The sequence below is a fragment of the Burkholderia sp. PR2 genome, assembly GCF_052372875.1.
Lineage (GTDB): Bacteria > Pseudomonadota > Gammaproteobacteria > Burkholderiales > Burkholderiaceae > Burkholderia > Burkholderia diffusa.
Genome location: NZ_JBQRWH010000001.1, coordinates 2,319,885 through 2,333,229, shown reverse-complemented (window position 1 = coordinate 2,333,229; position 13,345 = coordinate 2,319,885). Strand labels below are relative to the sequence as shown.

Annotated in this window: 11 protein-coding genes; 7 read left to right on the top strand and 4 right to left on the bottom strand. The window is 64.2% G+C overall.

Annotated features, from left to right (window positions below):
- Positions 1 to 68: 68 nt before the first annotated feature.
- On the bottom strand, positions 69 to 1,103 hold the full coding sequence (locus tag ACT2FV_RS10360) for a LacI family DNA-binding transcriptional regulator (RefSeq protein ID WP_059604706.1): 1,035 nt from the start codon (positions 1,101 to 1,103) through the stop codon (positions 69 to 71).
- Positions 1,104 to 1,294: 191 nt separating this feature from the next.
- Here ACT2FV_RS10360 and ACT2FV_RS10355 point away from each other — a divergent pair, with 191 nt between their 5' ends.
- The 5 genes from ACT2FV_RS10355 to ACT2FV_RS10335 all read left to right on the top strand — a co-directional run bounded on the left by ACT2FV_RS10355 (position 1,295) and on the right by ACT2FV_RS10335 (position 7,635).
- Positions 1,295 to 2,443 carry an ABC transporter ATP-binding protein gene (locus tag ACT2FV_RS10355; RefSeq protein ID WP_124901773.1) on the top strand — a complete coding sequence of 383 codons (1,149 nt, stop codon included), beginning with the start codon at positions 1,295 to 1,297 and terminating at the stop codon, positions 2,441 to 2,443.
- A gap of 9 nt (positions 2,444 to 2,452) precedes the next feature.
- Positions 2,453 to 4,444 carry a beta-galactosidase gene (locus ACT2FV_RS10350; RefSeq protein WP_444503798.1) on the top strand — a complete coding sequence of 664 codons (1,992 nt, stop codon included), beginning with the start codon at positions 2,453 to 2,455 and terminating at the stop codon, positions 4,442 to 4,444.
- Between the two features lie 63 nt (positions 4,445 to 4,507).
- On the top strand, positions 4,508 to 5,767 hold the full coding sequence (locus ACT2FV_RS10345) for an ABC transporter substrate-binding protein (RefSeq protein WP_059604697.1): 1,260 nt from the start codon (positions 4,508 to 4,510) through the stop codon (positions 5,765 to 5,767).
- 54 nt (positions 5,768 to 5,821) lie between these two features.
- The gene (locus ACT2FV_RS10340) at positions 5,822 to 6,766 is read left to right on the top strand and encodes a carbohydrate ABC transporter permease (protein WP_059604694.1); all 945 of its coding nucleotides are present in this window, start codon (positions 5,822 to 5,824) and stop codon (positions 6,764 to 6,766) included.
- Between the two features lie 17 nt (positions 6,767 to 6,783).
- Entirely contained in the window at positions 6,784 to 7,635 is an 852-nt protein-coding gene (locus tag ACT2FV_RS10335) for a carbohydrate ABC transporter permease (RefSeq protein WP_444503797.1), read from the top strand.
- Between the two features lie 322 nt (positions 7,636 to 7,957).
- Here ACT2FV_RS10335 and ACT2FV_RS10330 read toward each other — a convergent pair whose 3' ends face one another.
- From ACT2FV_RS10330 to ACT2FV_RS10320, 3 genes are all read right to left on the bottom strand, one after another.
- The gene (locus ACT2FV_RS10330; RefSeq protein ID WP_151049217.1) at positions 7,958 to 9,031 is read right to left on the bottom strand and encodes a porin; all 1,074 of its coding nucleotides are present in this window, start codon (positions 9,029 to 9,031) and stop codon (positions 7,958 to 7,960) included.
- 187 nt (positions 9,032 to 9,218) lie between these two features.
- Positions 9,219 to 10,661 carry an MFS transporter gene (locus tag ACT2FV_RS10325; RefSeq protein WP_151049219.1) on the bottom strand — a complete coding sequence of 481 codons (1,443 nt, stop codon included), beginning with the start codon at positions 10,659 to 10,661 and terminating at the stop codon, positions 9,219 to 9,221.
- Between the two features lie 237 nt (positions 10,662 to 10,898).
- The gene (locus tag ACT2FV_RS10320; RefSeq protein WP_151049221.1) at positions 10,899 to 11,822 is read right to left on the bottom strand and encodes a dihydrodipicolinate synthase family protein; all 924 of its coding nucleotides are present in this window, start codon (positions 11,820 to 11,822) and stop codon (positions 10,899 to 10,901) included.
- A 180-nt stretch (positions 11,823 to 12,002) separates the two neighbouring features.
- Between ACT2FV_RS10320 and ACT2FV_RS10315 the strand changes: the two genes are divergently transcribed.
- Together ACT2FV_RS10315 and ACT2FV_RS10310 are read left to right on the top strand one after the other, a co-directional pair.
- Positions 12,003 to 12,947 (top strand): LysR family transcriptional regulator, encoded by a 945-nt coding sequence (locus tag ACT2FV_RS10315; protein ID WP_151049223.1) that lies wholly within the window; start codon positions 12,003 to 12,005, stop codon positions 12,945 to 12,947.
- A 182-nt stretch (positions 12,948 to 13,129) separates the two neighbouring features.
- Positions 13,130 to 13,342: a DUF4148 domain-containing protein gene (locus ACT2FV_RS10310; protein ID WP_174920103.1), complete on the top strand. Its 213-nt coding sequence runs from the start codon at positions 13,130 to 13,132 to the stop codon at positions 13,340 to 13,342.
- Positions 13,343 to 13,345 lie beyond the last annotated feature (3 nt).

Genomic DNA, 13,345 nt, shown 5'->3' with positions numbered 1-13,345 from the left:
GGCTGCGCGCCGGGCCGCGCTGCTTGGGGCGGCAAACTCGAAGTGCTCCGCGCCGCCCCGCGCGATATCTACCGCGTCGCGCTCTCACTCGATACACGGCCTGTCGTACCGCGCACCACCAGCCGCGGGGCCGACGCCGTTCGCACGCGCGACGCATCGTCGATCTGCCCGCCCGCCTCGCGCAACGCGTTGAGCAGTTCGACCGCGAGCCCCGCCGCCTCGCCCGTCGGGATCGCGACCGTCGTCAACGTAGGCCGCGTATCGCTCGCCAGATGAATATCGGTAATGCCGACGATCGACAGGTCGTCGGGCACGCGCCTGCCGCGATCGGCCGCTGCGTGCAGCGCGCCGATCGCGGGCAGATCGTTGGTCGCGACCAGCGCGGTCAGCCCGGGATGCGCGTCCAGCAACTGCCCCGCCGCGTGCACGCCGCCTTCGATCGAATCGTGCCCGGCGCCGACGCGTGACGCGTCCAGCCCGGCTTCGCGCATCACATCGACGAAGCCGTCGTAGCGCGCGGCCTGCACGCCGTTTGCCGACCCGCCGACGATCACGCCGATCTCGCGATGCCCGAGTTCGACCAGATGCCGCGTCGCGATCCGCCCCGCCTCGCGGAAATCCACCGCGACGCACGGCAACCCTTCCGGCGGCGCATCGGGCCGCTCCCACAGACACAGCACGACCGGCACGCCGCGCCGCGCAACGTCGGCGAGATCCGGCAGGTGCAGGTTCGCGTTCGTCACGAGGATGCCCTCGGAGATCGTACCGGCGATCTGGTCGAGATACGCGCGCCCCTGCAGCGGGTCTTCATTCGTATTGCAGACGATCAGGAACTGCCCGTTGCGGCGCACCGCGCGCTCGACCGCGAGCGCGAACTCCGGATAAAACGGGTTCGCGATGCTCGACACCATCAGCGCGACCGTCGGCGCGCGCCCTTCCGCCAGCGCCCGCGCGGCCAGATGCGGCCGATAGCCGAGCGCCTGCACCGCTTCGAGCACCCGCGCGCGGGTCTCATCGCCAACCCGCCCGCGATTGCGCAGCACGTTCGACACCGTCGCGGCCGTTACGCCGGCGCGGCGGGCCACTTCATCGAGTGTCGCCATCCATTGCTCACTATATGAGACGTTGATCCAGTATTTGCTTCGCTCATCGAAGCGGCGCATCATCGCCGCACACCTTGCCGCCCCCGCGACGGGCGCGACTCGGCCGCGATCGCTATCGGCTCTTTTTTTTGATCGCGATGATTAAGCGCTTAAGCATTGATGAAAGCGCATTAAAACATGGAGCGGAGACAATGGCGAGCATCTCGATGCGGCGCGTGCAGAAAGCCTATGGCGAGCACGCGCCGGTCATTCGCGACGTCGATCTGGAGATCGGCGCGCACGAGTTCTGCGTGTTCCTCGGTCCGTCTGGCTGCGGCAAGTCGACCCTGCTGCGGATGATCGCGGGCCTCGAGGACCTGAGCGACGGCGAGCTCTCGATCGACGGCCGCCGCGTCGACGACGTGCCGGCCGCCGAACGCGGCGTCGCGATGGTGTTCCAGAGCTACGCGCTGTTTCCGCACATGACGGTCTACGAGAACATGGCGTTCGGGCTGAAGCTCGCGCGCGTGCCGAAGGCCGAGATCGACCGGAAGGTGCGCGACGCCGCGCGGATCCTGCAGCTCGATACGCTGCTCGAGCGCAAGCCGAAGGCGCTGTCGGGCGGGCAGCGGCAGCGCGTCGCGATCGGCCGTGCAATCGTGCGCGAGCCCGGCGTGTTCCTGTTCGACGAGCCGCTGTCGAACCTCGACGCGGCGCTGCGCGGTCAGACCCGCGTCGAGATCGCGAAACTGCACCGGCAGTTCGAACGCGCGAGCGTCGTGTACGTGACGCACGACCAGACCGAAGCGATGACGCTCGCCGACAAGATCGTGCTGCTGCATGCCGGCGCGGACACCGCGCGGCACGGCAGCATCGCCCAGGTCGGCGCGCCGCTCGAGCTCTATCACCATCCGGTGAGCCGCTTCGTCGCCGGCTTCATCGGCTCGCCGCGAATGAACTTCCTGCCGGCCGTCGTCGCCGCATGCGACGCGCAGCGCACGACCGTCACCGTCGTGCCGTCCGGCGAAACCTTCACGCTGCCGCGCGACGGCTCCGCGCTCGCGCCCGGTGCCGCCGTCACGCTCGGCATCCGCCCCGAACACCTGACGCTCGGCGCCGCGCTCGACGCGACGACGCTCGCGCGCGACGTCGTGCTCGTCGAGCGCCTCGGCGAGCAGACCTACGTGCACCTCGATCAGCCCGGCGGCACGCCGCTCATCGCGAAAGTGCCCGGCGACGCGGCCGTGCGCAGCGGCGAGCGCGTGCACGCGCATGCGCCGGCCGCGGCCTGCCATCTCTTCACCGAAGACGGCCGCGCGGTGCCCGCGTGCGCCGAACTTCCCGTCCACCACTACGCATAAGGATCGGGCATGCGCCTTGGAGTCTGTTACTACCCGGAACACTGGCCGGAATCGATGTGGGCCGGCGACGCCCGCCGGATGAAGGCACTCGGCATCGCGCAGGTGCGGATCGCCGAATTCGCGTGGAGCCGCATCGAGCCGTCGCACGGCGAATACGACTGGGGCTGGCTCGATCGCGCGGTCGACGTGCTCGGCGCGGCCGGGCTCGAGATCGTGATGTGCACGCCCACCGCGACGCCGCCGAAGTGGCTCGTCGACCGTCATCCCGAGATCCTCGCGATCGGCGCGGACGGCCTGCCGCGCAAGTTCGGCTCGCGCCGCCATTACGACTTCTCGTCGCCGACCTATCTGGAAGCGTCGCGCCGGATCTGCACCGCGGTGGCCGAACGCTACGGCCGCCATCCGGCCGTGCGCTACTGGCAGACCGACAACGAGCTCGGCTGCCACCAGACGGTCGTCAGCTACTCGCCGGCCGCGCTCCTGCGCTTCCGCGAATGGCTGAAGGCGCGCTACGGGACGATCGACGCGCTGAACCGCGCGTGGGGCACCGTGTTCTGGAGCATGGAATACCGGCATTTCGACGAAGTCGACGCGCCGGTCGGCACCGTGACCGAAGCGCATCCGTCGCACCGCCTCGACTACCGGCGCTTCGCGTCGGACGAAGTCGCGCGCTATCACCGGATGCAGGTCGACGTGATCCGCGCGCATTCGCCGGGCCGCGCCGTCGCGCACAACTTCATGCAGCTCTTCACCGAGTTCGACCACTACGAAGTCGCGCGCGACCTCGACGTCGCGACGTGGGACAGCTACCCGCTCGGCGCGCTCGAGGAGCAATGGTTCGCGCCCGACGTGAAGGCGCGCTGGCTGCGCACCGGCCACCCGGATTTCGCGTCGTTCAATCACGACCTCTATCGCGGCATGTCGAAGCTGCCGTTCTGGGTGATGGAGCAGCAACCGGGGCCCGTGAACTGGGCGCATTGGAACCCCGCGCCGCTGCCGGGCATGGTGCGCCTGTGGAGCTGGGAGGCGTTCGCGCACGGCGCCGGCTGCGTGTCGTACTTCCGCTGGCGCCAGGCGCCGTTCGCGCAGGAGCAGATGCATGCGGGCCTGCACACGCCCGACGACAAGCTCGACGAAGGCGGCCGCGAGGCGCAACGGGTCGCGCATGAAATCGCCGCGGTGCTCGGCGCCGGCGCGGATGCCGATGCGAACGGGGCCGTGCGTGCGCCCGTCGCGCTCGTGTTCGACTACGAAGCGAAGTGGCTGCTCGAAGTGCAGCCGCAAGGCGCCGATTTCCACTACCCGCGTTTCGCATTCGAGTACTACTCGGCGCTGCGCTCGCTCGGCCTCGATGTCGACATCGTGTCGGCACACGCCCCGCTCGACGGCTACCGGCTTGTCGTCGTGCCGCCGCTGCCGATCGTGCCGGACGACTTCGCGGCGCGGCTCGCCGCGTCGGGCGCGCATGCGGTGTTCGGCCCGCGCACCGGTTCGAAGACCATCGACCTGCAGATTCCGCCGACGCTGCCGCCCGGCCCGCTCGCCTCGATCCTGCCAATGCGCGTATGGCGCGTCGAATCGCTGCGGCCGAACGTGACCGAGCGGATCGACGGCACGCTGCGCGACGGCTCGCCGCTCGCTGGCGAGGCACGCCACTGGCGTGACTTCGTCGAGCTTCACGACAACACGCGCAGCGTCGTGCGTGCGCGCTTCGCCGACGGCCATCCGGCCTGCGTGTCGCACGGCACGCTGCACTACTGGGCCGCGCTGTTCGACGATGCGACCACCGTCCGGCTGTTCGCCGATGTCGCGGCCGAAGCCGGCCTGACACCGACGCCGCTCGGCGACGGCGTGCGCGTGAGCCGGCGCGGCGGCCTGACCTACGTTTTCAACTATGGCGACGCGCCGCACACGATCGACGCGGTGCCGCCGTCCGCGTTCGTGCTCGGCACGGCGCACGTCGGGCCGCAGGACGTGGCCGCGTATCGAAGCCGTTCGTAACAACCGTCGCCGGCGCCACGATGCGCCGGTGACGCACAACGACACCCAGAACAGGAGACACGTATGACACATCGCCCCCTTCGCGTCGCCACCCGGCTCGCCACGGCCGCCGCTGTCGCACTGGCATCGCTCGGCACGACGGCGCCCGCCGATGCCGGCACGCTGACGATCAACATCGCGTTCAAGGGAGCCAGCCAGCGTGCGGTCTGGCAGTCGACGCTCGAGGCGTTCCACAAGGCCCATCCTGACATCGAGGTGAAGCCCACCTTCGTCGACGAGGAAGCGTACAAGGTGCAGCTTCCCGCGTGGCTCACGACCGTCGCACCCGACGTCGTGAACTGGCACGCGGGCGAGCGGATGGCGTACTACGCGAAGCGCGGGCTGTTCGAGGACCTGAGCGGCGACTGGGCGAAGAACGGCTGGGGCGCGATGTACGCGTCGACGCGCGACGCATCGTCGTACAACGGCAAGCAGTACGCGGCGCCGACCGTCTATTACTCGTGGGGGCTGTTCTACCGCAAGGACCTGTTCCGCAAGGTCGGCATCGCCGACGAGCCGAAGACGTGGGACCAGTTTCTCGATGCGTGCAAGAAGCTGAAGGCGGCCGGCATCACGCCGATCGCGGTCGGCGGCCGCGACGCATGGACCCTCGCCGGCTGGTTCGACTATCTCGACCTGCGCCTGAACGGCAATGCGTTCCACCAGCAGTTGATGGCCGGAGACGTGCCGTACACCGACCCGCGCGTGAAGAAGGTCTACACGACGTGGAAATCGCTGATCGATTCGGGTTATTTCATCGACAACGCGCTGTCCTACGATCTCGACGGCGCGCAGCCGTTCCTGTTCCAGGGCAAGGCCGCGATGATGCTGATGGGCACCTTCATTGCCGCGGGCTTTCCGCCGAACGTGAAGCAGGAAATGGGCTATTACCGCTTCCCGATCATCGACCCGAAGGTGCCGACCGCCGAGGATGGCCCGGTCGAATCGCTGCACATCCCGACCAAGGCGAAGAACAAGGCCGACGCGCACACGTTCCTCGCGTTCGTCGAAACGCCTGAAATGGGCGCGAAGCTCGCGGAAGGGCTCGGCTCGCTGTCGGCCAACAGCAAGTCGCCGGAGCCGGCCGATCCGATCTCGCGGATCGGCTTCCGGATCCTCGCCGACACGCGGGGCGGCGTCGCGCAGTTCTACGACCGCGACATGACGAAGGAAATGGCCGACGAAGGGATGAAGGGGATGCAGCAGTTCCTTGCCAATCCCGCGCAGCTCGATACCGTGCTCGCGCAGCTCGAGCAGACCCGCAAGCGGATCTACAAGAAGTAACCGCGTGACCCCTGCGGCGGCCCCGTGCCGCCGCGTCCGCCCAGGAGGCTTGCCGTGTCCAGTCCGATCACGTCCAGACCCGTCGAAACGCCTGCCGCGCCGCCGGCCGGCAGGTCGCCCGCCGCACTGCGCGCGCGCCGGCCGTCGCCAACCGCGCGGCGGCAACGGCGCGCCGCGTGGCTCTTTCTGGCGCCCGCGTGCGCAATGGTTGCCGTCTATGTGGTCTGGCCGATCCTGTCCACGCTGTGGCTGAGCCTCTGCAACTGGGACGGGATGACCGAGCGCACGTTCGTTGGTCTCGCGAACTACGCCGAGCTGCTGCACGCGCCGACGTTCTACACCGCGCTGCGCAACAACGTGATCTGGCTCGCGCTGTTCATGCTCGCGCCGCCGCTCGGCCTCGCGCTCGCGCTGTACCTGAACCAGGCGGTCGCGGGCATCCGGCTCGTGAAGTCGCTGTTCTTCGCACCGTTCGTATTGTCCGGCGTGGTCGTCGGCCTGATCTTCTCGTGGTTCTACGATCCGACCTTCGGGCTGCTCGCGCTGATCGCCGGACACGGCATCCCGGTGCTCGGCGACGCGCGCTATGCGACGTTCGGCATCGTGTTCGCCGCGCTGTGGCCGCAAACCGCGTACTGCATGATCCTGTACCTCACCGGCCTCACGTCGGTGAACCCGGAGCAGATCGAAGCCGCGCGGATGGAAGGCGCGCGCGGTTTCGCGCTGTTGTGGCACGTGGTGCTGCCGCAGTTGCGGCCGACCACGTTCATGGCGATCGTCGTCACGGTGATCGGCGCGCTGCGCAGCTTCGACCTGATCTCGGTGATGACGAGCGGCGGCCCGTTCGAGAGCTCGACCGTGCTCGCGTATTACATGTACGACCAGGCGATCAAGTACTACCGGCTCGGCTATTCCGCGGCGATCGCGGTCGTGCTGTTCGCGATCATGCTCGTCTACATCGTGTTCCAGTTGCGCCGCATGCTGCGCAACGAGCAATAACCTGACCGGTGGCCATCATGTTTCCGACTCCCGTTGCTCAATGGAAGCTTGTCTCGCGCAGGCTGTACAAGTTGTCGCTGCCCGTTGCGCTGCTGATCTGGCTGCTGCCGATGATCGCGGTGTTCGTCACGTCGGTGCGCTCGACCGAGGAACTGGTCGAAGGTCACTACTGGGGCTGGCCGCGGCACTTCTCGATGATCGAAAACTATCGCGACGCGCTGACCACGTCGCCGATGCTGCATTACTTCTGGAACAGCGTGCAGATCACGGTGCCGTCGGTGCTCGGGTCGATCGCGCTTGCCGCGATGGCCGGGTTCGCGCTGGCGACTTACCGGTTTCGCGGGAATACCGCGTTGTTCGGGACGTTCGTCGCGGGGAATTTCGTGCCCGTGCAGGTGTTGATGATTCCCGTGCGTGATTTGTCGCTCAGGCTTGGAGTATTCAATACGGTCGAGGCGTTGATTCTCTTTCACGTCGCGTTTCAGACGGGGTTCTGCACGCTGTTTCTGCGGAATTTCATCAAGCAGTTGCCGTTCGAGCTGATCGAGGCGGCACGGATCGAAGGGGCCGGCGAGTGGACGGTGTTCTGGCGGATCGTGTTGCCGTTGATCCGGCCGGCGTTGGCCGCGCTTGCGATTCTCGTGTTCACGTTCGTGTGGAACGATTACTTCTGGGCGCTGTGTCTCACGCAAGGCGACGAGGCCGCGCCGATCACGGCGGGGGTAGCGGCGCTGAAGGGGCAATGGACGACGTCGTGGAACCTTGTCTCGGCCGGGTCGATTCTCGCCGCGTTGCCGTCGGTCGCGATGTTCTTCGCGATGCAGAAGCATTTCGTCGCGGGGCTGACGTTCGGGGCGACCAAAGGGTGAACGCGCCCTGACCGCCGATCGCGGATTCGGATCTCCCCCTCTTCATCGAGAGGATTGCCCGCTTCGGCGGGCTTTTTTATGGTTCTTCGTGGATTTCCGTGGACGTCGCTTGCCGACCCGGAGTTGCCGTTCAGGCTCACGTAATGAAAACGGCCGCTTTCGAGAGTACAAGCGGCATTGGCCGGCAGAGTTGGTGCGCACCAAGCACACCGCATCCCAGAGCAGGCTCATCAAAGCGGCTCTCTCCTCCCGAACGTCTCACGGACCGGGTGGAATGGTGCGCTGAGTCCAATCTTGCGGGTAATGCAGACTGGGTTCGGAGTTAGAACGTATGACGAACGCCGACCGCAAACGTATTGCCGGTGGGACGGGCGCTCAGCTTGTCGTAAGTGTAAATCGCGTAAATGTCCGTCCGTTTGGAGAGCAGGTGGTCGTAACCGAGAGAGGCGGTGTTGCGAAAGCTGTTGGTCGCATGAGTAGGTCCGGACCGTTGCGTACGTGCCCACTCTGCAAGCAGGAAGTCGGCCGGTGAGAAAGGGATCGACAACCCTGCTTCGTACGTGTGGCTGCCTGTCGGCGTACTCACGTCACTTGTCATCGCCCAGGCCCCGTAGAGCGTCACGAGCTTGAAGTCGTAGGCTGCACCCGCGAGATATGCGTACTGCGCGCCGAGCGGCCCTGCTGCGGTATACCGCACGCGCTGGCCGGACAGCACGGCCGTGAGACCGTGCCCTTGATAAGTCAAGTGAACCCCGAGGTTACCGATGCCAGGCGAACCCGCAACGCCGCCAAGGCCGTAGATGACTGTCGCGCCGAAACCCTTGAAGTTTGGGGTCGTGTATTTGGCGGTGTTATTCCACACCGTGTCGCCGATGATCGTGCCGCCATAATTGGCCACGAACGTCTGGACGACGAGCGGTGAAAAGACGACTGATGATCCGAATGGATTGACGAGGGATTCTGCTGTATAGGTCGGGTTCCGCTGCCGCCCGAAGGTCACCTGGCCGAAATCCCCGTTAAAGCCCACGTAGGCATTGCGCGACCAGAACGGGTCTGTCGCGTTGCGGCCCTGCGCGCCGTTTTGCGGCTGGAAAAAGCTCTCAAGGGCAAAGATGGCGCTGAGGCCGCCGCCGAGGTCTTCCTTGCCGCGGACGCCCCAGAACGAAGTGGTCAGTCCTCCGCTCCCCATCAGTACCGCAGACTGAGGCGTGTCGCTACGTTTGACACTCCCGACGTAGGTACCAACGAGCCCATAAAGCTGGACCTGCGAGCCGCTATCTGCGTGTGCATCGTCAGGCGTCAATGCCAGAGCTGAACCGAAAATTGCCGTCATCCCAAGCGTACCTACAACTTTCCGCGCACGAAGCCGGACCTTGACCCGATTTGTCTTTTCCATTTCGGTTGTCTCCATTCATATTCTTGTGAACGACTTCTTCTTGTGGCATCCCGTAGTAGTACTGATGGATAGCCTTTGAAGCAATGACGCTTCTTGCTAGCATGTCGCTGAAGCTAACGGTGTGACGAGTGAGGGGGCTCCTTCCCCTGAGTCATCCCAGGAGAAGGAGCCGTCATGATGCAAGTGGTTACGGGGAAATCTCTTCGAGCGCGCGATTGGTCGTCTCCACCATTCGTGTGGCGACGAAGAAGCCCACAACACTGACCACGGCAAACATGATGAATACCGCAGCGATGCCTTTCCCGGTCAATACGACGCCGACGATCGCGGGCGCGGCAGCAGAAGCGGCTCGCAGCCAGGACGTTGCGAGACCAGTACCGATCGCACGCATGCGGGTCGGATAGATTTCAGGGGTGTACAGGTACAGAAGTACAGTCGTGGTCGCCATCACAGCGTAGGCCGACGAACCCAGGAACATCACGGACCATGCGCTGCCTGCGCCATGAATGCCCAGAGTGGCGAGCAGGATTCCACTGACGATGAAGCAGGCCATGGCCCAGCGGCGGCGCCCTACCCGATCAATCAGCAACGCGCAAGCAAGCACCCCGCATGTGCTCAGGACGTTCGAGATGGACGCCATATGAAGCGACTCTTGCAGCGACAGATGGTAGACCGTCTTGTAGAGGCTTGGCAGCCAGTTGTTGATGCCATTGGCCACGAAATAGGAACTCGCCCAAAGTAACCACACGACGATGGTGCGTCCTCGGTAAAACGGCGAGAAGAGTTCTTTCCAAGTTCCTTTCTGCCTGGACTGGAGACCGTTCAGCAGGCCCACCACGCGCTCGTCGACCTCGGCCTTCTGCGTCTGCGTATCAAGGTTGCGCTTCGTCGTGCTTGACTCTAGCCGCTCGATGATGCGTTCAGCTTTATCGAAACGACCACGTGATATGAGCCACCGCGGCGATTCCGGAAGGCGTGCGATCAGGATCGCTACGACGATGCCAGGAATCCCCCCGATCAGGAACATATATTCCCAACCGAAGGTGGGGACAATGAACGCACCGAGCTGCGCTGCCGCGAGCAGACCCAACGGGAAAATGAGTTCGTACAGAATGAAGAAACGCCCCCGGCCATGCGCTTGAGACAGCTCGTTGATGTACGTGGCGGCCACGGGCACTTCTCCTCCCACGCCGATGCCCTGCAGGAAGCGCATCAGAAACAGCATATGGAAGCTGCCGGCGAAGGCGCATACCACGCTCATGGCTGACATGACGCCCACAGTGATTGTGGCGCTCGGCACACGCCCCAAGCGCTCGGCAAGCCAACCGAAGACCAACGCGCCTACGACCTGGCCAAGATAGCCGGAGGCGATCAGCACGCCGATCTGGCCCGGAGAAAGATGCCAAAGCCCCAGCAGTACAGGCAGGACAAAAGCAAGCGAAAGTGCGTCGAATGCGTCAAAGAGCGTCGCGCTGCCCATGACGATACGTGCTTTGGTGTGCCACTTGCAGAACGGCACGTTTTCGATGCGGAACAGCAGGTTCGCAGCACGCAGTTGCTCGCTCACGGGACGCGTTTCGCTCAGGGATTGACCAGGGCCGACGCCGTAGGCGGTCGAAGGGGTATTCATGCTGTCTCCTGAATAGCTGCATTTTATGGGCCTTCGGTTTTCTTCTTGTTTTGAAGCACCGTTCGCGTTCCTTTCGTGTTTTTTCGCGAAGTCGGTGCTTTTTGCGGTCGTTTCCCGATCCTGTTATGGCGACGAGCGAAATGAGTCTCGCGGGTCGCTGTTGGTGCTCAGCGCTGATAGCGAAGCGGGGCGGCGCTTCGCTAGCGTCATAACGGCTATGAATGCGCCGCGCCTGCGTCAGTCAACGAGGCCTGCCGAACGAAGCGCGTCTGCGATTTCAACGTCCGCGCCTTCTGCGAGCGGCAGCAACGGCGAACGCACCGTGGCGTGCTCGAGGATGCCGCGCGCCACGAGACCGTGCTTGAGTGCCACGGTGCCTTCCATGTGCGAGCCACGGTGGTACACGTTGCGCGTCACCGGCAACAGGCGATCATGGATCGCGCGCGCGGCCTGATAGTCTTTCGCCTTGCCTGCCTTGATCAGTTCGATGAGCGGCTCGGGAGCCAGTCCGCCGTAGCCGACGAGCGCGCCGTCGACGTCGAACATCGTGTGGAGCAGATACTCGTCGTGGCAGGTCAGGATTTGCAGGTCCGGGCGCTCGCGGCGGATGATGGGGATCTCAACGTCCCAGCGACGCATATTGCGCACGCCGTTTTTCATCGCAAAGACGCCCGGTTGTGCGGCGATTTCCAGCTGCGTTTCGAGGTTGTAGGTCGCCTTGGTGGCATCCGGGTACTGGAACAGGATGAGCGGCAGGCCGCTGCCTTCGTAGATCGCACGGTAGCGGTCTTGCGGTGCACCCTTCTGGTAGCCGAAGCGCAGCCAGCCGTGCGACGGATACACCAGACCGGCCGACGCGCCCGCCTCGACAGCGCGCTTCGCTTCGTCCACGGCGACTTGCGTACCTTCGAGCGTGATACCGGCGATGACCGGGATCTTGCCATCGACGGACTTCACGAAGCTTTCAATGACTTGGGCCTGTTCTTTCTGCGTCATGAACGTGCCTTCGCCAGCGTGGCCGAGCACCGTCAGACCTTTAACGCCTTCGATGCTGCCGAGCCAGGAACCCAGTCGTTGAATTGCTGCGTGGTCCACCGCTCCATCGCGGGTGAAGGGGGTAACGGGTGCCGGGACCAAACCGCGCAGATCGATCGCTTTCATAACGTCTCCAAATGTGAGCTTTTCCACTCCTCTTTCCGAGAGGAGAGCCCGCTGCTCGTTTCGCATCAAGCTGGAACAACGGTGCATGCGTTGCAGTGTAGGGATGACCGATTTATGCGGGAACTGCCTAATCGCACATTTCAGCTATACTTATTTGACATATCTTATTGAGGCTTGGCAGTGGACTACGCGGCTTGGAAGCTGTTTATCGACGCGGCGGAACTCGGCAGCTTGAGCAAGGCGGCCGTGGCATACGGGACCAGCCAGCCGCATATCAGTCGTCAGATCGTCGAGCTTGAGCAGTACTGCGGCGGTCGTTTGTTTCAACGCACAGGGCGCGGCGTGGTGTTGACCGATTTGGGAGCGCGGATTGCGCCGCGCGTCAGGACGTGGCTTGCCAGCACGGAGCAGTTGTCCAACGACATCCGCAGTTCGGCGAGTGAGCCAATCGGCGTGGTCAGACTCGGAATCTTGCCGTCCACCGCTCATCCGCTGGTCAGCACCTTGTACCATCGTCTTCGAGAGCGCTTTCCCTTGGTGCAGTTGCAGGTGCGAGAGGGCCAAGGGGCGGTGTTGGATACGTGGTTGGAAAACGGAAGTGTTGACCTTGCGATCCTTTTCCGAAATAGCCCGACGCCGAAAAACGGGGACGAGTATCTGGTCGAGGCGGCGACCTACCTGGTCGGCGCGGAAGGCGATCCTTTGACCAAAGACTCCACGGTTGCTTTTTCCAGGCTCGACGGAATTCCCCTCGTCTTTTTCTGTCGCCCCAATAGCTGGCGCGATCGGCTCGAACAAATCGCGGGGGAACACCGGGTCTGCCTGAATTTCGCGGCAGAAGCCGACTCGTTGAGTCTGCAGGGACACATCGTGGCAGACGGCGGCATCTACGCATTGCTCGGACCTTACGCGATTGCCAATCTTGAAAAGGAATGTCGGTTGCAGGCGTCAATGGTGGTTGAGCCGACCGTGTCGCGCTTCATTGCGCTGGCCATGTCGCCCCACGGCGAACTGACGCTGGCGTGCCGCACGGTGATGCAGCTCACCAAGGAGATCGCGCGGTCGCGCAACCTTTCTTCGGACCTTCGGCTGGGCGTGTCTGCTGCCTTCCTGCGCTCCATTTGAGGACTGTCAGGCGCGAGAATTGTGCGCTTCGCAATGTACTGTTGTTAGAATACGGGTAAATACTTACATTTTGGCGCATATACTTTGACGCTTCTAGCAGTACTTCAGATGAACCGACGCCAAAAAAATAGGTATGTGATGAAACAGATTTTCGTGGCGGCTGCACTTGCCTTGCTTGCCTCATTTCCGTTGCTTCGTTCGCCCAGACTGTCGCGCCGCTCACGCGCGCACAAGTGCGTGCCGAACTCACCAACCTTGAACGCGCCGGCTACAACCCCATCCCTGACGATGTAGAGTACCCGGCGCGGCTGCAGAAGGCTGAAGCCCGATTGCAAGCGGAACAAATGGCCTCGCAGCGCCAGGCTGCGAATCAGTCCGGCACGCAGCAACGCTAATTC

Coding starts and splice junctions, on each gene's coding strand:
- ACT2FV_RS10360 (WP_059604706.1), bottom strand. CDS start 1,103: ATGGCGACACTCGATGAAGTGGCCCGCCGCGCCGGCGTAACGGCCGCG.
- ACT2FV_RS10355 (WP_124901773.1), top strand. CDS start 1,295: ATGGCGAGCATCTCGATGCGGCGCGTGCAGAAAGCCTATGGCGAGCAC.
- ACT2FV_RS10350 (WP_444503798.1), top strand. CDS start 2,453: ATGCGCCTTGGAGTCTGTTACTACCCGGAACACTGGCCGGAATCGATG.
- ACT2FV_RS10345 (WP_059604697.1), top strand. CDS start 4,508: ATGACACATCGCCCCCTTCGCGTCGCCACCCGGCTCGCCACGGCCGCC.
- ACT2FV_RS10335 (WP_444503797.1), top strand. CDS start 6,784: ATGTTTCCGACTCCCGTTGCTCAATGGAAGCTTGTCTCGCGCAGGCTG.
- ACT2FV_RS10330 (WP_151049217.1), bottom strand. CDS start 9,031: ATGGAAAAGACAAATCGGGTCAAGGTCCGGCTTCGTGCGCGGAAAGTT.
- ACT2FV_RS10325 (WP_151049219.1), bottom strand. CDS start 10,661: ATGAATACCCCTTCGACCGCCTACGGCGTCGGCCCTGGTCAATCCCTG.
- ACT2FV_RS10320 (WP_151049221.1), bottom strand. CDS start 11,822: ATGAAAGCGATCGATCTGCGCGGTTTGGTCCCGGCACCCGTTACCCCC.